This is a genomic window from Sphingobacterium endophyticum, from assembly GCF_009733535.1.
Taxonomy (GTDB): Bacteria; Bacteroidota; Bacteroidia; order Sphingobacteriales; family Sphingobacteriaceae; genus Sphingobacterium; species Sphingobacterium endophyticum.
Map to the genome: position 1 here is coordinate 1 of NZ_SMMI01000021.1, position 21,251 is coordinate 21,251.

The 21,251-nt window shown below is 34.0% G+C and carries 19 protein-coding genes; 11 read left to right on the plus strand and 8 right to left on the minus strand.

Features of this window, described 5'->3' with window-relative positions:
- Nucleotides 1-191 precede the first annotated feature (191 nt).
- Genes bshB1 through E0Y80_RS18440 form a run of 3 tightly spaced genes read right to left on the minus strand, consistent with a single transcriptional unit; the run spans nt 192 to nt 2,069 of the window.
- Nucleotides 192-911, minus strand: coding sequence for a bacillithiol biosynthesis deacetylase BshB1 (gene bshB1 / locus E0Y80_RS18430; protein WP_156309128.1), 720 nt, complete (start codon nt 909-911; stop codon nt 192-194).
- Nucleotides 912-960: 49 nt separating this feature from the next.
- Nucleotides 961-1,458, minus strand: coding sequence for a glutathione peroxidase (locus tag E0Y80_RS18435; protein ID WP_156309129.1), 498 nt, complete (start codon nt 1,456-1,458; stop codon nt 961-963).
- Nucleotides 1,459-1,469: 11 nt separating this feature from the next.
- Nucleotides 1,470-2,069 carry a DUF4294 domain-containing protein gene (locus E0Y80_RS18440; protein ID WP_231596102.1) on the minus strand — a complete coding sequence of 200 codons (600 nt, stop codon included), beginning with the start codon at nt 2,067-2,069 and terminating at the stop codon, nt 1,470-1,472.
- Between the two features lie 183 nt (nt 2,070-2,252).
- Here E0Y80_RS18440 and E0Y80_RS18445 point away from each other — a divergent pair, with 183 nt between their 5' ends.
- From E0Y80_RS18445 to E0Y80_RS18470, 6 genes are all read left to right on the plus strand, one after another.
- Nucleotides 2,253-4,457 carry a RelA/SpoT family protein gene (locus E0Y80_RS18445; protein ID WP_156309130.1) on the plus strand — a complete coding sequence of 735 codons (2,205 nt, stop codon included), beginning with the start codon at nt 2,253-2,255 and terminating at the stop codon, nt 4,455-4,457.
- 80 nt (nt 4,458-4,537) lie between these two features.
- Nucleotides 4,538-5,032, plus strand: coding sequence for a Fur family transcriptional regulator (locus E0Y80_RS18450; protein WP_156309131.1), 495 nt, complete (start codon nt 4,538-4,540; stop codon nt 5,030-5,032).
- Nucleotides 5,033-5,159: 127 nt separating this feature from the next.
- Nucleotides 5,160-6,431: an adenylosuccinate synthase gene (locus E0Y80_RS18455; protein ID WP_156309132.1), complete on the plus strand. Its 1,272-nt coding sequence runs from the start codon at nt 5,160-5,162 to the stop codon at nt 6,429-6,431.
- 5 nt (nt 6,432-6,436) lie between these two features.
- Complete coding sequence (locus tag E0Y80_RS18460; protein ID WP_156309133.1) at nt 6,437-7,717, plus strand: anthranilate synthase component I family protein; 1,281 nt, start codon at nt 6,437-6,439, stop codon at nt 7,715-7,717.
- 142 nt (nt 7,718-7,859) lie between these two features.
- Nucleotides 7,860-8,864 (plus strand): aspartate--ammonia ligase, encoded by a 1,005-nt coding sequence (gene asnA, locus E0Y80_RS18465; RefSeq protein WP_156309134.1) that lies wholly within the window; start codon nt 7,860-7,862, stop codon nt 8,862-8,864.
- A 69-nt stretch (nt 8,865-8,933) separates the two neighbouring features.
- Nucleotides 8,934-10,331 (plus strand): exonuclease domain-containing protein, encoded by a 1,398-nt coding sequence (locus tag E0Y80_RS18470; protein WP_156309135.1) that lies wholly within the window; start codon nt 8,934-8,936, stop codon nt 10,329-10,331.
- On the opposite strand, the gene dinB is transcribed toward E0Y80_RS18470, so the two are convergent.
- On the minus strand, nt 10,317-11,387 hold the full coding sequence (gene dinB / locus E0Y80_RS18475; protein ID WP_156309136.1) for a DNA polymerase IV: 1,071 nt from the start codon (nt 11,385-11,387) through the stop codon (nt 10,317-10,319). The two genes, E0Y80_RS18470 and dinB, sit on opposite strands and share 15 nt — an antisense overlap.
- 177 nt (nt 11,388-11,564) lie before the next feature.
- Between dinB and E0Y80_RS18480 the strand changes: the two genes are divergently transcribed.
- The 5 genes from E0Y80_RS18480 (at nt 11,565) to E0Y80_RS18500 (ending at nt 16,692) form a co-directional block, all read left to right on the plus strand.
- Nucleotides 11,565-12,440 carry a carbon-nitrogen hydrolase gene (locus E0Y80_RS18480; protein ID WP_156309137.1) on the plus strand — a complete coding sequence of 292 codons (876 nt, stop codon included), beginning with the start codon at nt 11,565-11,567 and terminating at the stop codon, nt 12,438-12,440.
- Nucleotides 12,441-12,519: 79 nt separating this feature from the next.
- A complete protein-coding gene (locus E0Y80_RS18485; protein ID WP_156309138.1) occupies nt 12,520-13,581 on the plus strand; it encodes an agmatine deiminase family protein in 1,062 nt (353 codons plus the stop codon).
- A gap of 1 nt (nt 13,582) precedes the next feature.
- A complete protein-coding gene (locus tag E0Y80_RS18490) occupies nt 13,583-14,785 on the plus strand; it encodes a porin (protein ID WP_156309139.1) in 1,203 nt (400 codons plus the stop codon).
- 117 nt (nt 14,786-14,902) lie between these two features.
- Nucleotides 14,903-16,021 (plus strand): lipid-A-disaccharide synthase, encoded by a 1,119-nt coding sequence (lpxB, locus tag E0Y80_RS18495; protein ID WP_156309140.1) that lies wholly within the window; start codon nt 14,903-14,905, stop codon nt 16,019-16,021.
- Between the two features lie 44 nt (nt 16,022-16,065).
- On the plus strand, nt 16,066-16,692 hold the full coding sequence (locus tag E0Y80_RS18500; protein ID WP_156309141.1) for a hypothetical protein: 627 nt from the start codon (nt 16,066-16,068) through the stop codon (nt 16,690-16,692).
- 118 nt (nt 16,693-16,810) lie between these two features.
- Here E0Y80_RS18500 and E0Y80_RS18505 read toward each other — a convergent pair whose 3' ends face one another.
- From E0Y80_RS18505 to E0Y80_RS18520, 4 genes are all read right to left on the minus strand, one after another.
- Complete coding sequence (locus E0Y80_RS18505; RefSeq protein WP_156309142.1) at nt 16,811-17,986, minus strand: ABC transporter permease; 1,176 nt, start codon at nt 17,984-17,986, stop codon at nt 16,811-16,813.
- A gap of 3 nt (nt 17,987-17,989) precedes the next feature.
- Nucleotides 17,990-18,955, minus strand: a complete 966-nt coding sequence (locus tag E0Y80_RS18510) for an HlyD family secretion protein (RefSeq protein ID WP_156309143.1) — start codon at nt 18,953-18,955, stop codon at nt 17,990-17,992.
- Between the two features lie 2 nt (nt 18,956-18,957).
- Nucleotides 18,958-20,349: a TolC family protein gene (locus E0Y80_RS18515; protein WP_156309144.1), complete on the minus strand. Its 1,392-nt coding sequence runs from the start codon at nt 20,347-20,349 to the stop codon at nt 18,958-18,960.
- A 178-nt stretch (nt 20,350-20,527) separates the two neighbouring features.
- Nucleotides 20,528-21,088, minus strand: a complete 561-nt coding sequence (locus E0Y80_RS18520) for a Crp/Fnr family transcriptional regulator (protein ID WP_156309145.1) — start codon at nt 21,086-21,088, stop codon at nt 20,528-20,530.
- Between the last annotated feature and the right edge of the window lie 163 nt (nt 21,089-21,251).

Consider the following 21,251-nt stretch of genomic DNA (forward strand, 5'->3'; position numbering starts at 1 on the left):
GAATAGCCATGGAGCTCCGGGATATGATAACTGCTATTCTAATCATATTTGCAGGAGGCGACCCAGGTAAAGGTTTTAAAACATAAAAAATGGTCGGAATTTCTTCCGACCATGACTAGGTAACTCCTAGCTTTTTTTATTTCAAAATTCTTATTTATGGATAAGCTTGAATATGTATTTAGTGTATATTATTAATATAACTCAAAAAGATCGGTTACACCCAAAATTTTCCTGCTTGTAAATCCTTCTGCATATTTAACTTGTATTGATCTCCCAAATTCTTGCGCTCTTGCTTTTGTAGAATCCATAAAATCGGGATTAGAAATATACGTTTGTGGCTCGTCGTCTTGATTTTCAACATTAAATTGAGAAGTATATGCTAAGATTGATTTTTCTTTAATATCCCAGAACTTGGTAATATCGATTAAAATATCAGGTTGAATATATTTATCTTGAATAAGTTGAAGTTGTAGTCTAGGACGGAAAGGTTCTTGCGGAACACCATTAAGTTCGGTTTCAATTCTTCTTAAACCAGCTAGAAATAAGGCGTCATTAACTAATTTGCTAGCGCGGCCATGGTCGGGATGTCTGTCTTCCCAAGCGTTTGTGATTACGATTTCTGGTTGAAGCTTTCTAATCGCCTTAATTACCTCGAGTTGTCCTTTTTCATTATTCTGAAAAAAACCATCACGTAATCTTAGATTTTCACGAATTGCAACGCCAAGAATATTTGCGGCGTTCTGAGCTTCTTGCGCCCTTATTTCAGCAGTACCTCTGGTTCCAAGTTCTCCAAGAGTTAGATCGACAATTCCAACGGTTTTGCCTTCAGCAACATATTTTGCAATAACTCCACCAGCTCCTAATTCAGCGTCATCAGGATGAACAGTCATTACTAATAAATCTAATTTCATGTGATAGTGTATTAAGTACAATACGCAAAACTACGAAAAAATGAGGCTATTACTTGTCACTTAAGAGTTCTTCAATACGATTGTGGACTTTCTTTGACATAGGGCTTGTCAGAGAATAAAAATGGTCTACAACCTCTCCCCTTTTATTAACTAAATATTTGTGGAAATTCCACATTGGAGTAGTTCCTACCTTTCCATTTGCATTGATATCGGTCAGGTAACGATATAATGGATCAGTAAATTCACCTACAACATGGATTCGTTTAAAAACAGGAAATGTAACTTGTTGATTGACACGACAGAATGTTTCTAAGGTTCTTCCTGTCAAAGGTTCTTGATTTCTGAAGTCATTAGAGGGAAATGCTAGGACTTCAAATCCTAACTCTTTATATTTTTTATAAAGATTTTCGAGAGTTTTGAATTGTTTAGTAAAGAAACAATTGCTCGCAGTATTTACAATGAGTAAAACCTTTCCTTCGAAATCACGGAGAGATTTTTTGTGTCCGCTAAATTCTAATGCATCATAATCATAAACAGTTTTGCTCATAAAATAAGTTTTTAGGGTTTAGTCATCGGTCGCGAGCGTTCATATTCGCGAATTATGTTTTCAATTTCATAATCTTCTTGTGGATCATATGTACTCTTAAGGTTATGTCCAAATATTTTAGCTACACCTTGGTATACGAAAGCAGATATTCCACCTTTCATATCTTTAACAAGGTCATAACTTGTATTACCAGTTTGTCTTTCGATTAATTTAATCAATATTTTACCTTGAGAAACGCTGAGATTCTTAACTTCAGAAGTGATTTTATCTTTGATTTCACTTTCGCATTCTTTAATTAACCTTTTTTCTTCACGTCTGGAAGAGGCTAATGCTAAATCCCTATCCAACTGTTCATACCTTTTTTGAGCATAAATTGCATAAGGTAGCACTCTAATAACGTTTCTTCTTAATCGTAGATATTTTTGTCTTTCGTCTTCAGTTTTAAAGGTTCTTCTGGCAATAATCACAACTTCTTCGATAGGGAACCAAGGCACGACTTCTCCATTATCCAAAGTAGTGGTAGCATAATGCTGCACAACTTCGGGTTCGCCAGGTCCATACTGGGGCTTAATCAATGTTTGAGCTTGATTCCCAAATGTGATTGTTAACATGACAATCATGATTAAAACCCATCTTAAATTACTTCCACACATCATCAATATAATAAGTCCTATGCGATAAAGATTAATTTTTTTCTGTATATTTATACTTTACAATTTAGTATAAAATCTTTAATTTTTGTTCAATAAATATAACAAATTATTTTATTTTTTTATTGATAGCAATGCAATTTTATGGAAGAATATGTGATTGATATTGAGGCTGAAAATAAGGAAATCCGTAAAAGATATCGCGCACTTTTAAGGGCATGTAAACCGACCCTACAAAAAGGAGATAAACAACAAATCAGAAAGGCATTTGATTTAGCGTTAGAGAGCCATAAAGATATGCGCCGAAAATCTGGCGAACCTTATATTTACCATCCCATTGCTGTAGCCCAGATTGCTGCAGAAGAAATTGGTTTAGGGACTACTTCTATTGTTTGTGCATTGCTTCATGATGTCGTTGAGGACACGATTGTAACCCTACAGGACATTGAAGAGCAGTTTGGAAAAAAAGTTGTTCGAATTATCGATGGTTTAACCAAGATATCGGGAATTTTTGATCCAAACAGTTCGATGCAGGCTGAGAACTTTAGGAAAATGTTGCTTACTCTTGCCGATGATGTGCGCGTAATTTTAATTAAGCTGGCAGATAGGCTCCACAATATGCGTACAATGGAGTTTATGGCGCGTCATAAGCAATTAAAGATTGCTTCAGAAACAAGCTACTTATATGCACCATTAGCACATAGATTAGGCCTTTATGCGATAAAATCCGAATTAGAGGATTTATCCATGAAATTCACCGATCCTGACACTTATAAGTTCATCGCGAAGAAACTTAATGAGAAGAAAGCTGAACGTGAGAAATTCATCGTTGATTTTATTACACCAATCCAAGAGATCTTATCAGACGAGGGTATTAATGCTTCTGTTTTTGGTAGGCCAAAGTCTATCCACTCTATTTGGAATAAAATGCGTAAAAAGTCAATTCCATTTGAGGAAGTTTATGACTTGTTTGCCATTCGGATTATTATTGATACGGATGATGAGAAGGAAAAAACAGAATGTTGGAAAGTTTATTCCATCGTTACGGACTTATATCGTCCAAATCCTGATCGTTTAAGGGATTGGGTTTCTTCACCGAAAGCCAATGGATATGAATCATTACACACCACTGTAATGGGGCCTCGCGGTCAATGGGTTGAAGTTCAGATTCGCACAAGGCGGATGAATGAAATTGCAGAAAAGGGTTTTGCTGCCCATTGGAAATATAAGGAGTCTAATTCTGATAATGGCCTTGATCAATGGATTCAGAAGGTTCGAGATATCTTAAGCAATCCTGAGCCAAATGCATTGGATTTTGTGGACGATTTCAAGATGAATTTATTTTCTGATGAAATATTCATATTTACACCCAAAGGAACCTTAGTTCAATTACCAAATGGCGCAACTGCATTAGATTTTGCATTTGAGATTCATACCGATATTGGAGCAACCTGTATAGGAGCAAAAGTAAATCACAAATTAGTGCCTTTGAGCCATGAGCTTCAAAACGGAGATCAAGTAGAGATTATTACCTCTAGCAAACAAACTCCTAAGGAGGATTGGTTAAATTTTGTTGTCACAGCAAAAGCTAAGTCGAAGATTAAATCTTCTTTAAAAGAAGAGAAACGACGGGTTGCTGAAGATGGAAAAGAGATTTTAGAAAGGAAATTAAAATCACTTAAAATCACCTATAATACGGACAACATTAATAAGATTGCTAATTATTTTAAATATCAAAGTTCCCAAGATTTATTCTATAATGTTGCAAAAGGAACTATTGATATTAAGAATTTGAGAAACTTCGTTGCGAGTGAAAGGTCCGAAGATGCCAATCAGAACCAATTCCAGTCGCATATTAGTGGATTAGTAGAGAAAATCAACAAGAAGGACGATACTATTTTAATTGGCGATGATTACCAAAAAGTAGATTATACCCTTGCGCCATGTTGTAATCCTATTCCTGGAGATGATATATTTGGTTTTTTAACGGTTAATGATGGTATCAAAATTCACCGTACGAGTTGTCCGAACGCTTCAAAATTAATGGCAAATTATGGATATCGTATTTTAAAGGCTAAGTGGGCATCATTACACAACAGCGTTGCATTTTTAACTGGTTTAAAAATAGTTGGAATTGATGATGTAGGATTGGTTAATAAGATTACTACGGTTATTTCACAAGACTTTAAAGTTAACATTCGATCTTTATCTATTTCAAGTAATGAGGGTATTTTTGAAGGAGATATTATGGTATTTGTGAATGACACTAACCAATTGGAGAGTTTAATTAAACATTTAAAACAAATTCCAGGAATTACAGGAGTCACACGCTACGAATCGGAAAACTAAAGACTTACAAGTTGTTGACAATTCGAATCGTGAAAGCGATAGTTATTTGGTAATTTTGAAATTTACAAAGGAAACACCTTATGAAACAAGGGGAAAATTACGAAACCGTTAAGAAGATTTTTGAGGCCTACCTAGAAAACAAAAATCTAAGAAAGACACCAGAGCGTTATGCTATTTTAGAAGAGATTTATTCGAGGTCTGACCACTTTGATGTTGAATCATTATATATTCACATGAAGAATAAGAAATATCGAGTAAGCCGTGCCACGGTATATAATACTTTGGAGTTGTTGGTTTCATGTGATTTAGTTACCAAACACCAATTTGGTAGAAATATGGCTCAATTTGAAAAGTCATATGGATATAAGCAACATGATCATGTGATTTGTATAGAATGCAACAAGGTTGTGGAGTTTTGCGACCCTCGGGTTTATCAAATTCAAAGTATGATTGGAGATCTATTGAACTTTGATATCAAACATCATTCTTTAAATCTATATGGGATCTGCGCTGACTGTAGAAAAAGTAAGCTTAACCAAGAAGCTCCTTCTAAAGTAGCAGTAATTTCAAATTAATTTAACATTCGAGGAATTAATATATACCTTTGTTCGGAAAAAGGCTAATAACAACCTTTTTCCGAATTTTTATTTTGATTCGTGAACAAACAAATTAAATTTTAACTAATAAATTTCAAGTAATACTATGCAAGTTGATGTGCTATTGGGTTTGCAGTGGGGAGACGAGGGTAAAGGGAAAATCGTTGATGTTTTTTGTCCGAAATATGATTTGATCGCTCGTTTTCAAGGCGGACCAAATGCAGGACACACTTTAGAGTTTGACAACAAGAAATTTGTATTGAACACTATTCCTTCAGGTATTTTTAATGAAGGAACCCTAAATCTAATTGGAAATGGGGTTGTAATTGATCCTATTATTCTAAAAAGAGAGTTGGACAATCTAAAGGCAGCTGGTTTTGATCCAGTTGGCAAAGGCAATTTGGTAATTGCTCGTAAAGCCCATTTAATTCTTCCTACCCACCAATTATTAGATGCTGCATCGGAATCTAATATGGGAGCCGGAAAGATTGGATCGACATTAAAAGGTATAGGTCCAACCTATATGGATAAAACTGGTCGTAATGGATTGAGAGTTGGTGACACAAGCTTACCTGACTTTATGGATCGTTATGAAAAGTTGAAACAAAAGCATCTTTCTATCCTATCACATTATGGAGAAATTCCTGATTTTTCTGAAAAAGAGGCTGCTTTTATGGCTGCAATCGAATTCTTAAAAACAATTCCTTTTGTAGATTCTGAGCATTTAGTGAATCAATATTTAAATGAAGGTAAACGTGTTTTAGCAGAAGGAGCACAAGGAACATTATTAGATGTTGACTTTGGTTCCTATCCTTTTGTTACCTCTTCAAATACCACAACTGCAGGAGCTTGTACTGGTCTAGGTATTGCACCTAATAAAATTGGACAAGTTTATGGAATCTTTAAAGCTTATGCAACGAGAGTTGGTGGTGGTCCATTCCCTACAGAACTTGAAAATGAAACTGGAGAAAAACTTCGTCAATTAGGACATGAGTTTGGAGCAACTACAGGAAGAGCTAGACGTACTGGATGGATTGATTTGCCTGCATTAAAATATGCAATCATGATTAATGGGGTAACTGAATTGATTATGATGAAAGCAGACGTATTAGACACCTTTGACAAGATTTACGTTTGTACCCATTATAAATATCAAGGAGAGACTATCGACTATATGCCGTATGAAATTATTACGCACAAACCAGAACCAATTTTAAAAGAGGTTGAGGGATGGAATACAGATTTAACTGGTATTCGTAGTAAAGATGAGTTGCCTTCTGCATTGAATAATTATATTTCATTCTTAGAACAAGAATTGAATGTACCAATCAAGTATTTATCAGTAGGTCCAGATCGTACCCAAACTATTGTATTGTAGTAGTTATGGCAAAAGCCATTTTTGAGATCGATTCTGATAATTTCCTGCTTAAGGCTATTAATTGGTCAAAAGAGATTGGAACAGTATGTCTTTTTCAATCAAATGGATTTCATAATAAATATTCCAAGCTAGGAAGTCTATTAGCCATTGGTGCTCAAGAAGAATTTTCTGCAACAGTAGGTTCAGTATTTCCTGAGCTTCAAAAATTTAAATCCCGGTATCCAAATCAATTGGTGCCGGGATTTCTTAGTTATGATCTTAAAAATGAAATTGAGGAATTAAAAACTGAACATCCAAATCCATTAAAATTCCCTGATGCTTATTTTTTTGTTCCCAAGATTTTATTGGATATTTCTAAAAATTCAGTTGAAATTTCGGCAGAAAATCCCAAGGAAGTTTATGAAGCCATAAATCAGTGTGAACCTTTAGATATAAGATATAAGTTTAAAGGAAATATCTCTCCTCGAATGGATCGGGAATTGTATTTTGAGGCATTTAGTCATATTCAAGATCATATAAGACAAGGAGACATTTATGAAGCAAACTTATGTCAAGAATTTTATGATGACGATGCTGAATTGTCCAACCCGGAAGGATTGTATTTAGCATTAAATAAGATTTCCCCTACCCCATTTTCATCTTTCATAAAAATTAAGGATAAATATATTATCAGTGCATCACCTGAAAGGTTTCTTGCAAAAAGGGGTAACACTTTAATTTCCCAACCGATTAAAGGCACAGCTCCTAGGGGTAAAAATGAAATAGAGGATAATGCTTTAAGAGATAACCTAGCAAATAATCCAAAAGAAATTGCTGAGAATGTCATGATTGTTGACCTAGTAAGAAACGATTTGACAAGAAGTGCTGTTCCAGGTTCAGTTGAGGTAACAGAAAAACTTGGGATTTATTCATTTGAACATGTACATCAAATGATTTCAACCGTTTCCTGTCAAGTTGATCCTTCATTGACATCGACGGAAGTAATTCGGAATACTTTTCCTGCAGGATCGATGACAGGTGCGCCAAAGATTTCTGCCATGAAACTTTGCGATCAATATGAGAATTCGCGCCGGGGAGTATATTCGGGAGCCATTGGCTATTTCGCTGACGATAATGATTTTGATTTTAATGTTGTTATCCGAACGATTTTATTCAATAAAAATCAAAAATACCTTTCCTTCCACACTGGCAGTGCAATTACCATTGATGCCAATGCTGAAAATGAATTCGCTGAATGTTATACAAAAGCAAGTGCGATTTTGAAAGCATTGGAACAAAAGATTTAAATTATTTCATCAGATAACCAATAAATTGTAGTTATTTTTTCAATAAAATCTGCAAATCATTAACATTTTGTTATTTTTGTTTCGATTATGAAAATTAGTAGACTTAGGTCATACTAAACTATGTTTATATTGTAAGAAATTAATGGGACGTCATATTTTAAAAAGAGAGCAGGCGATAACGTTTGTTAAGGAAACATTTGCATCTCAACTAAAAGAAGCATTAAACTTAACACCTGTTTCATCTCCTATAGTGGTTTTGGATGGAACTGGGATAAATGATGATTTAAATGGCATTGAAAGGCCGGTTTCTTTTCCGATTAAATCATTGGCTGATCAAAGAGCGGTAGTAGTTCACTCTTTAGCTAAATGGAAAAGAATTAGATTAAAAGAATTAGAAATGGAACCCGGAGAAGGTATCTTAACAGACATGAGAGCTTTAAGACCGGATGAAGATTATTCACCAATTCATTCTATTTATGTAGATCAGTGGGATTGGGAAAAATGCATTAGATACGATAATCGAAATTTAGATTTTCTAAAGGAAACAGTATCAAAAATATATAGCGTTATTTATAACACTGAACAAGCAGTTTCAGAAAAATATCCTCATGTTGAATCAATCCTCCCGAAAGAAATAAAGTTTATCTCTTCGGAAGAATTGCTATTAACATATCCTCACTTAACAGCTAAAGAACGAGAAAACGCTATATCAAAAGAATATGGGGCAGTCTTTGTATATGGTATTGGAGGAGTTCTATCAAATGGTCAAGCACATGATGGTAGAGCAGCGGATTATGACGACTGGAGTACAGACAATAATGTTGGTTACCGCGGTTTAAACGGTGATATTTTAGTATGGAACCCAATTTTGGGCACCGCATTTGAATTATCATCCATGGGAATTCGCGTTGATAAGAAAGCATTAATGACTCAATTGGAAATTCGTAATAGTCTTGATAGACAGAAATTAACTTTCCACCAAATGCTATTAAATGACTTACTGCCAGAATCTATTGGTGGAGGAATTGGGCAATCCAGAATTTGTATGTTTATGCTAAAACTAAAACATATTGGAGAAGTTCAAGTTAGTATTTGGGATCCTAAGAAAAAAGAAGAACTACTCGACCAAGGAGTAGAATTATTATAATTATCATAAAAGCTTTAAAATAATACTAATAATTTTAGTAAATAAGATTATTAGTATTATTTTTGTTTTATGAAGTCTCCAATTTTTGCCATTGTCGATATTGAAACTACGGGAGGATTTGCCTCTGCTAGTCAAATTACTGAAATTGCAATCTATATATTTGATGGCAAAAAAATTGTTGATCAATATACTACCTTAATAAATCCAGAACAACCTATTCCCTTTCATATTCAGGCATTAACTGGAATAACTGATGAAATGGTTAAGGATGCCCCTATTTTTTCTGATGTAGCTGAAGACATTTATCATATGCTCAACAATAGAGTTTTTGTTGCCCATAATGTTCATTTTGATTATTCCTTTATTCAAGCGTCATTAAAAAATTCAGGTTATGATTGGAAAGCTTCAAGATTATGTACCGTTAGGTTGTCGAGGAAAATTTTTCCAAATCAACCTTCCTATAGTTTAGGCAAGCTATGCCAATCCCTTGGAATAGAAATAAGGGATCGCCACAGAGCTCAAGGGGATGCGGAAGCAACCGTTATTTTGTTTCAAAAGTTATTTATTGCCGATCATGATCAACTAATAGATAAAACTCTTCAAGTTAAATCGAAAGAACAGCGGTTACCGACTCATATTCCCGCTGAACTTATCAATAAGTTACCAATCACTGCTGGAGTCTATTTATTTAAGAATGCTATTGGAAAGATTATTTATGTTGGCAAAGCAAATAATATTAAAAAAAGGGTGATTTCGCATTTCACAGGCAACAATACCGGCCAAAGAAGGCAAAGTTTTATCAATGAAATATTTGAAATTGATTTTGAAGAAACAGGCACTGAATTAATGGCTTTATTAAAGGAATGCCATTTAATCAAAAAGAATTGGCCAATTTATAATCGAGCCTTAAAGAAATATGAACCAAAATATGGATTGTTAGATTATGAAGACCAGAATGGTTTTGTCCGATTGACAATTTGCCAGATTAAGAAAAACGTAAGACCTATACATTACTTTAATACAGTTCATGAATCAACGCAATTATTATTGAAGTTGCAAAAGGAATTTGATTTAGATCTACGTTTTTGCGGATTTTTTAATAATCCACATGCCGTAAGAGAATCGAGAGAAATCTCGACTTTACAAACTGAATATCCAAATGTTGATGAATACAATGAAAAGGTAACACGAGCAATAGAATCACTAACGGAACATACAAAGAGCTTTCTAATATTAGATAAAGGTAGAGTGAGTTCTGAAAAAAGTTATGTTTATTATAAAGACAATAAGGTCCATGCAATAGGATTTATTGATAACGATTTAGAAATTCAGGATATTGAAGAAATTATTGGCCAGGAGAATTTGGTTCTAAATAATTTTTACATGAATAATTTGGCAATAAATTATGCCAATCAATATCCAAACAAAGTTATTGTATTAAAGGGCATGACTTTAGAAGAGTGTTAATTGATAACCTTCTTCCATGTTTGGTTCAAAATCATTGAAATTAGAAATAGTCACTCCAAGTAACCTGACTCTTTTATCTTGCAAATCCAATTTTTCTAATAGCTCTAATGCCTGATCTTGAACAGTTTGCAGCTCATCAATTTTGTTAAAAAAAGTTCTACTTCTTGTAATCTGAGTAAAATCAGAGAATTTAATTTTAAGAGTAATTGTCTTCCCGAATTTATCGGCTTTTTGGAGTCTTTTGAAGAGTTTATCAGAAATCCTTTTAATTTCCTCGATCATATCTTCATACTGATGTAAGTCGGTTTCAAAGGTATCCTCCACTCCTATTGATTTACTAATTCTATTTGGTTTGACAGGTCTATTATCTTCTCCCCTAACAATTTGGTAAAAAAATTTTCCGGATTTTCCAAAATGCTGAACCATTTCCATTTCAGAAAATCTTTTTAAATCTAGGCCAGTAAAAATGCCCATTTGGTTCATTTTCTTGGCCGTTACTTTTCCGACACCGAAAAATTTATGTATAGGGAGTTTCTCAAGGAAAGCGACAATTTTAGAAGGCCCAATAAAAGTTAACCCATCAGGTTTGTTGAAATCTGAGGCGATTTTTGCTACGAATTTATTGACTGAAACTCCTGCTGATGCGGTTAATTGCAGTTCATTAGTGATAGCATCTTTAATTTCTTTGGCAATTTCAATTGCAGATCCAATTCCCAATTTATCATCGGTTACATCTAAAAAAGCTTCGTCTAAAGATAAAGGTTCTATTAAATCAGTATATCGGCTGAAAATAGAGCGAATATGGTTGGACACTTCCTTATATACTTCAAATCTAGGAAATGTAAAAATTAATTCTGGGCATAATTTCATTGCCATTCGAGAAGACATTGCAGATTTGACTCCATATTTACGAGCTTCGTAGCTTGCAGTAGCGACAACTCCCCTTCCGTCTGGCGAGCCCCCAACTGCTAATGGCTTTCCTCTGAATTCAGGAAAGTCACGCTGTTCTACAGAAGCATAGAATGCATCCATGTCAATATGAATGATCTTTCGCATGATACAAATGTAATTATTTTAAAGAATTAGATGGCTTGCTTATCATTGTGTGAAGTTTCAATGATAATAAATACTGTATTAAACATCAATGTCAAGGTTAAGCAAAAATATGAGCCAAGAACCATTAACCCATGAAATTATAGTATCTTTGCGCCAAGATCATAAATATAATTTGAGATGAGTAAAGTAAAAGTTGGTTTAGTTCAAATGTCTTGCGTAAAAGATAAACAAGCAAATTTGAATAAGGCTATAGAAAAAGTTCGTGAAGCCGCTGCTAAAGGCGCACAAATTGTTTGTTTACAAGAGCTATTTACCTCTTTGTATTTCTGTGATGTAGAAGATTATGACAATTTTGAATTAGCGGAAGCTATTCCAGGTCCTTCTACAGATGCATTATCGGCTGTAGCAAAAGAGCTTGGCGTTGTCATTATTGCATCTTTATTCGAAAAAAGAACTCAAGGTTTATACCATAATACAACAGCTATATTAGATGCTGATGGTTCATATTTAGGAAAGTATCGCAAAATGCATATTCCAGATGATCCAGCATTTTATGAGAAATTCTATTTTACACCTGGAGATTTAGGATATAAAGTATTCAATACTAAATTTGGAAAAATAGGAGTATTAATTTGTTGGGATCAATGGTATCCAGAAGCTTCCCGAATTACTGCATTGATGGGCGCTGAAATTATGTTTTATCCTACTGCAATCGGTTGGGCAACTGATCAAGATGAAGAAACAAATAAAGATCAATATAATGCATGGCAAACTATACAATGTTCACATGCTGTTGCAAACGGTGTTCCTGTGGTGTCAGTTAATCGTGTAGGATTTGAACAAGATGGTGCTATGAAGTTTTGGGGAGGTAGTTTTGTTGCTAACGCACAAGGGAAACTGCTTTACCTAGCATCACATGATCAAGAAGAAGTTGAAGTTATTGAGATTGACTTAAATGAATCGGACTATTTCCGTAAGCATTGGCCATTCTTACGTGATAGACGTATTGAAACTTATTCGCCAATTACTAAGAGATTTATTGACGAAGATTAATTTGAAATAAAACTTATTGATAGAACTATGCTTTCAAAAAAAGCATGGTTCTTTTATAATAAGTAATCGATAAGAAACTATGAATTCAAACCTTTACGATATTAAAGATACTCCAAAAGCACAAGGATTTGTATTCCCTGCAGAATGGGAAGACCAAGAAGCACTTTGGTTGAGCTGGCCTCACAAAGAAGAATCCTGGCCAGGTAAAATTGATAGCATTTATGCTCCATATTGTGAATTCATCAAACTAGTTGCTGATGATCAATTCGTTCGTATTAATGTTGCCAACGAGGAAATGAAAGCATTTGCGATTTCTCATATTGAAAATTCGAATGCTAAAATGGAAAATATTACTTTTCATTTTAACCCTACCAATGATGCATGGTGCCGCGACCATGGTCCTGCATTTGTTATTAATAAAGAAACTGGTGAAAAAGCAATTGTAGATTGGGGTTATAATGCATGGGGTGGTAAATATCCTCCCTATGACCTTGATGACGTAGTTCCTACAAAAATAGCAACAGAATTTGGGCTTAAATTATTTACCCCTCCAATCGTAATGGAAGGTGGATCTGTAGAGTTTAATGGGAATGGAACAGTATTGACTACCACTGCATGTCTTTTAAATAAAAATCGTAATCCGCATTTAACAAAAGAACAAATAGAATCTTATTTGAAAGATTATTATGGGCAAGAGCAGGTATTATGGCTTGGTGATGGAATTGTAGGAGATGATACAGATGGACATATTGACGATATCACTCGTTTTGTTTCAGAAGATACTGTTTTAACTGTTGTTGAAGAAGATCCAAATGATGAGAATTATGAATTATTACAAGAAAACCTTCATAATTTAAAAAACATGAAACTTTCAGATGGTCGATCATTAAAAGTCATTGAACTACCAATGCCTAGACCGGTAGAATATGAGGATCAAAGATTACCAGCTTCTTATGCTAATTTTTATATTGCAAACAAAGTAGTCATTGTTCCTATATTCAATGATAAAAATGACACCAAAGCCTTAGAAATAATTCAAAACTGTTTCCCTGACCGAAAAGTAATTGGGATAAATTCAGTTGACATTATTTGGGGTTTAGGAAGTTTTCACTGTTTAAGTCAACAAGAACCAACTATCTAATATGAAAATTACAAACTACCTTAGTCTAGCTTTCTTATTTATTATTATTGGCCTAACCGTTGTTAATGCGCAAGAAAGGGATGACCGTGCTACAATTCTAAATTTTAAGGGTATCCAATATAAATCAAAGGATTCCTTATTTTATGCCAATTTTCGGTTCAGAATGCAAAATCGTTTAGGATTCAAGAATGAATTGAATGGACTTGATGACGGCAAGTTTGATGCGCGAATAAGAAGATTACGTATGCGTATGGACGGATACATCTATACACCCAAGATATCATATTCAGTTCAGTTAGCCTTTACTAGAAGTGATCAGGATTTTGACGATACGGGAATTCCAAATATCGTTCGTGATGCTGTTGTATTTTATAATTTTACCGATGATTTTTACATTTCATTTGGTCAGAATAAATTACCAGGAAATAGACAGCGGGTAAATTCTTCAGGACAGTTGCAATTTGCGGATCGTTCTTTAGTAAATGAAAATTTCACATTAGATAGGGATTTCGGTATATCTTTTAATTTGAGTAAAAAAATTGGGGATATGCCATTCAATGCAAAAGCTGCAATTTCAACAGGTGAAGGTCGTGCTGCGGCTTCTACAGATCCGGGATTGGCATACACAGGACGTGTTGAAGTTCTTCCTCTAGGAAAATTCACAAATGACAATGACTACCAAGAAGGTGATTTAGAGCGTGAAGAAACTCCAAAGATCTCAATTGGTGCTGGTTATAGTTATAACGATAAAACAAAGAGAGAAGCTGGACAATTAGGAAGATTTGTGAAAAATCCTTTTACCTTCAAAACGGCCTTTGCAGATGCTATGTTCAAATATGCGGGTTTTGCTTATCAGGCGGAGTATATGAGACGTGATGTCGACAATCCATTCAACGTAACAGATGAAGACGATCCTCAAGAAACTTTCGCCTATAAAGGTTGGGGTGTAAACCAACAAGTATCTTATCTATTAAATCATGGATACGAAGTTGCTGGTCGATACACATACGTCATGCCACATAAAGATATTCAGGTATTTGAACAGCAGACCGAAGTCATGGAAATAGGTCTAACTAAATATATGAAAGCCCATAGGCTTAAATTCCAATTAAATGGAACATATACATTTAAGGATGGTTATTTCAACAATAATAATGATAAAAGTTCCTGGGGAGCCATGTTTCAAGTGGAGCTAGGAATATAAAAAGGATAAAATTAAGAAGGGTGATCAGAAATGGTCACCTTCTTATTTTGTATGCATTTTGGCATAAAATTGCATCATGCATATAAGAATCATTATATTTAAAGCTTAATTAGAACAATGAAATATTATATTATAGCAGGAGAAACATCTGGAGATTTACATGGGGCAAACTTGATTAAAGCTCTTAAAATAGAAGATCCGGATGCTGAATTTTATATTGTAGGTGGAGACCAAATGCAAGAAGCCTCTGGTAATCCGGTTTTGATTCATACCTCAGAGATGGCATTTATGGGGTTTGTAGAAGTTCTAATGAATCTAAAAAGTATAGCCAAAAACCTTAAAAAAGTAAAGGCTGATATATTAAAGGTTCAACCTGACACCGTGGTACTTATTGATTTCCCTGGATTTAACATGAAAATTGCTGAATATGCTAAGAAACTGGGCATAAAGGTAAATTATTATATATCACCAAAAATCTGGGCTTGGAATCAAAAAAGAGTTTACAAAATCAAGAAATTGGTTGATCATATGTTCTGTATCCTTCCATTTGAAGTAAAATTTTATAAGCAATTCCATTACCATGTAGATTATGTTGGCAATCCCCTATTGGATGCAATTTCTACCTATAAATTTCAACCTGATTTTAGAGAAAAGAATGGTTTAGATGAAAGTCCAATAATAGCACTTCTTCCTGGTAGCCGTAAAATGGAAATTGAACATTTACTTCCAGAAATGGTAGGATTATACGATAGATTTCCAAGACATCAGTTTGTTATTGCCGGAGCTCCAAATTTTGATATTAGTCTATACCAAAGATATATTGGAGACTATGATATTAAAGTTGTTTTTGACCAAACTTATGACTTGCTAAAAAATGCTGAAGCTGCAGCTGTAACCAGTGGTACTGCTACTCTTGAAACAGCTTTATTAAGAATTCCTCAGGTAGTTGTCTATAAGGCAAATCCGATTACGGTTATGATTGCCAGGAAATTAGTAAAGGTTAAATTCATATCCTTAGTAAACTTAATTAATGACTACCTTTCTGTCATTGAACTTATCCAAGGTGAATGTACTACAGGGAATATTGCAGATGAATTAGGAAGATTGATATCTGACCCAAAACATAGAGCAAGTGTTTTAGAAAACTATGATATTCTACATGAAAAAATGGGCACACCAGGTGCATCCGAAAAAACTGCAAAATTGATTGTTAAGTATATGCAAGGAAATAGTTAAACTATTTCCTTTTTTTATTGTCCTAATAGAAGGAGGAAACTGTAATGAAATATATATTAAGTGTCATTTTATTGTTCGGAGCGATCTTGTCGAATGCTCAAGAAGTTCAACATATATCGCGATTAGAACTTGGCAAAAAAGAAAAAAAGAGTTTTAATAGAGGGGATTCATCAATGGTCTTAAAAATAGACACATTGATTATGAAGGATAAGTCCAAATTGGAATTTTATGCGAAGAAAGATGTTAAGTTAGAAGTTGGTTATGCTGAAATAGGAAAAAATGCTGTAATCACCGGCCAAGATAGTAAGAACAATGCTACAAACATTGATTTGGATATTAACATCAATAAATTAGGATCTCTATTTGTAATTGCGAGAGGAATAGATGCCTTCAATGGCACAAAAACATTCCCAAATGGCAACGGTGGTAAAGTTGTCATCAGCTACGATCCAGCGGGTATCACACCCCAAACAAAAGATAAGAAAGCAACAAATTATTTATTTGTCGATGTTCAACCTGGTGGTTTAAGAGTAAATCCTACAAGTGAGATTGGACAAATTTATAGCAGGATTTCAATGTCTCAACCTGGATTGCGGGGGATGCCCCAAGGCCAGATTTATTCTGGATCACCTGGAAATGAAGGTAGCTTTGAATTGAAAGCTAAGGAATAAAATTCCGGAAGAACAAAAATATTTAAAAGGTCAGGATATTTCCTGGCCTTTTTGTTTAAAAACACGAGGCACTGAATCAAAGATCCAATGCCTACTAGGTTAGTGTTAAAAGAAAAAGTTAAACTAGATCTATAACCCGTGTTTCTTTTTTTATCTTGTTAATTTTTATCTGCAAAAGAATTATAGATGCTATGAATGTTATTGTAGCAATCACCGTTAATCCAATTATTGAATTTTGAACATATTCTGCGGATCCTTTTTCAATTAATAGAGTCCTAAATATTTGCAAGTAATGCGTTAAAGGAATCATTTTCGCAATTCCTACAACCCATTCAGGCATTTGACTCAATGGCCAAGTAAATCCACTTAATATAAAACTAGGTGTGGCAATAACCATCAGGATTTCTGTAGCTTTTAATTGAGAAGGAATTGCAATACTTACCAAAATACCAATAAAACTTACAGCCAATAAGAAAAGAAAAGTAGACCCAATAAATGCCCATCCATTAATGGAAAGTGGCATTCGGTACCAGATTGAGAATAGGTAATATAAAACGAATATTAACAAAGACATTAATATATATGGAAGTATTTTTACTAAAATCAGTATAAATACATTGTTTGATTTTTTTACCAATTCACTAAATGTTCCCTTTTCAAATTCAGAGGAAAAGCTCAAAGCTAAACCCAACATCATTACTTGTTGCAAAACAGTCAATAGAACTCCAGGAAGCATAAAATACAAGTAGTTTCCACTTCGGATATTCTGTTTAATCATGGTAATCTTAAAGGGTTCATATTGCTTAGATGCAACAAACTCAGGAACACCTTTTTTTTGCTGAGCTTTAATCTGTACACCGGCTTTTAATGTAGAAGCGGCAACATTTACCGCCATCATTGCATAGTTTGATGTCAAAGTATTTGAAGCATTGACAAATAATGTTAATTCTGTGGATCTATTATAATTAATGTCGGATGAAAAATTCCTAGGAATCTGAACTACCACAGTCGATTCTGTTTTCATCGCCTCTTCCTTTGCCTGAAAAGGATCATTAAGGACCTTAGCAACATAAATCACCTCGCTTTCAGAGAACATATCTATCAATTGTCTACTTAATGGGCTCCTGTCCTCATCTACCACTATTATCGGTAAATGAGTTACTTTTCCTTTTTTATAAACTCCACCCACCAAAACGCCATACAAAACGGGAGCACCCAGAAAAAGAACCAGAAGGACCTTATTTTGGAAAAACAGGCGAAATTCTCTTTTTATCAAACTCCAAAAATTTTTCATGGTTTAGTTTTGTTTAACAATGAAACTAGCCTTAGTTAATAACTCTTTAGATTCCTGAACATTTATTGGCTTTAAATGAACTTCAAACAATGATTCTTGTTCCTCAAAATCAGGATATGCAGTTGAAATATTCGCATATGAACTTAAGGGTTTGATCGATTCAACAGTAGCCTGTAATTCTTTATTTTCTAAATATGGAATTATTAAGGTCTTCTGTTCGCCTTTATCAAACACTTTTATTTTGCTTTCTGGAATTGTAACTCTGAAAAAAGTTGCATCATTTAAATATCCCGATATTAAGCTGTAACCTGCCAATGCCAACTCTCCTACTTGAAGGTTTATATTTTCAATACTCATATCCTGGGGCGCAATTATGTATCTTTCTTTCGCTGCTACATTAACCTCGTCCACTGCACCCAACGCTCTTTCCTTTTGCCCCAATGCCATTTTTTGTTGCTCTATTCGAGCACCGTGCTGAACATCTGCTAATTCAGCTTCCGCAGCTAAATATTGATTTTTTGCACCTTGGTATTTTGCATAGATCTCATCATATTTTTGTTGCGAAATCAAGGAGTCCTTCAATAAATTATTCATACGGTCCAAGGATTTCTGAGCAAAATCAAATTGTTCCTTAAGGCCATTTACTTTGGCGTGGAGCTGTTTCATTTGTCCATCAGTTGCTCCTTTCACGGCCATATCATATTGAGCTTGTGCGGAAGCTAATGCCCCTTCAGCTTGGATAGATTTGGCAGTTACTTCTGGAAGCTCCAAAATAACCAGTGTATCCCCTTTATGGACATTTTGGCCTACTTCCACATTAATTTTCTGAATTTTTCCCGGAATTTTAGTCGTAACAGCAATCTGATCACGTTCAATTTTTCCTTCTAGTTTTAATTCTTTAGTTTGCTTATTTCCTGTGCAGCTTTGTAGCAATACAAACCCTGCAATAGTGTATAAAATATTTTTCATGATTATTTAGTGATGGTTTGGTAAAGGTTTCCATTAGCTTTTAATAACTCAGTTGCTGCCATTCTTTGACTTAATACTTGATTATAAAATCCTAAAGACTGCTTGTAATATTCGTTTTCAGCTTCTAAACGCTCTGTTACGTCGGTCAACCCTTCTTCAAATTGGCGCGACGCTAGGTGAAGGTTATTTTTAGAAATTTCAACTTGCTGATTGCTAACTTCAATTTTCTTATTTGCTAAATTGTAATCAACTTCAGTTTTGCGTTGTAATAATGAAAGCTTTTCTTTAGTATCAGCAAGTTTATTCTCATTGATCTGAATATCAATTTTTGCTTTATCGATTGCAGTCTTATGAGTTTTACCTTCAAAAATGGTCCATTTTACCCCCACACCTAAGGCATAATTAGGTGCCATCATCAAATGATTGGACTCCATTTTTAAATTGCCAATTTTTGGTAAATCCTTTATAGTCATATCCGTATTAAAAGCATTGAAATAAGAAATATTTCCAAAAGCGAATACCTGAGGTAATTTAGCACCCTTTTCTTTTTTCAGAACAAATTCATAAGCTTTTTGGGAAGCTTCCAAGGCATCTAACTCTTTCCTATTCATTTGCATTGCGGAATCTAAATCTAAATTCAACACTTTTAATTTGTACGTAATAGAATTTAGGTCTTCTTGTGACATTCCTGTCAATTCCTGAAGCTTATATAGCAATAATTCTCGGTTACTTTGAACTTCAGCTTTTTTACTCTCCAATTCCAACATCGCCAATTTGATCTTGTCTCTGTCATAAGGAATTGCAAATCCATTTTCAATACCTTTTATTACCTTTTCATGCTCTTTATTTAATCTCTTTTCGGAATCGGTAATCAGCAGATCCACTTCTTTTAAAAGCATTAATTGATCAAAGCTTGTCATAACTTCTTGTGCTAATTGATCGTAACCTGCTTCAGTCATAAGTTCCTGTGCTTTGAACTTCTGTTCTAAAGCTTTTTGACCATTAGTAATCTGAAGCCCGCTGAAAATAACCTGAGTTGCTGTCACCCCTGCCAGTCCAACTTGCGTGGAAAGATTCATGCGCTGTGATCCATCGAAAATTGTTGAACCTAATAGAGGAAGGGTTTTCGTCGGCAAATCTATATCTATATTACTATTGATGTAGCCGTACATCGCATTAGCGTATACTGTCGGCAATAATTTACCTTTTACATGATCTCTTTCTAATGCTACTTTTTGATTCTCAAGATTAGCATTTATCAAGGATTTATTGTGATAAACAGCTTTTTCAACAGGCATTTTAAAGCCTTCCAACCCTTCTTGGCTATAGGCATTTAATCCAGCCAATAAGATTAATGCAAGACTAGAAATGGTTTTTTGAAATTTATTTTCCATATTAAATCAGTTTGACTTTTTTCTTTTAACAAGACAAAGGTGCAAGTGTTTCAGGACAATAAATTTCAGATATCTTAAAAAATGAAATTGGAAAAGTATATGAGAGTTATATGGAAAAATGCTTCTAATTAGTTGTTAATTAGAAAGAAAACATTGAAGTTAATAAAATCTGAGGAATTTATTTTATTCCTCTAATCACAGAAAGGGTTTGTTGCGATATACCAAGATAGGATGCTATATGGCCTAAAGAAGCATTTTGAAATAGTTCAGGATTGTCATCTATTAATGCTGAATACCTTTCATGTGCAGTTTCAAATTGCGAGTTATAGAATCGGTTTGAAAAACTTATTAAGGAATCCATGAGAACCTTTTGTATAATTTTATTTATTGTGATGTCTGTTTTTGCTAATTCTTCAATTGGCTCAAATGGAATTAAACATATTTTAGAAGGTGCCAAAGCTTGTAATCCAAATAAAGAAGGTTTTTTATAAAATAAACTTTCAATTCCAGTGCTGAATGTATTGGGACCAAAGAAATAATGAGTTATATCCCTCTTATTTTTATAATAGTATATTCTTGTAAACCCACTTTCAACGAAGTATATATATTTTAAGTAGCTTCCTGGTTCAAATATTGTTTCGCCCTTTGAGAAGTCTTTTACTACAATTATTGAATCAAAAAACCTTTCTAATTCATCATTGATATGATATAGTTCCTTAAAATAATTTAGAATAGTCATGAACACCTAATATGAACTTTAAATATACAATTTTATTGATCCTTAAATGCTGAAGATTCTAATTAACGATTGAATTAACCAATTCAATGACTTAATTAATTTCTATTTTTCAGGAAATATGTTTTAAATTTAGAATAGAAATTACAGGAACAACCCTGTTCAA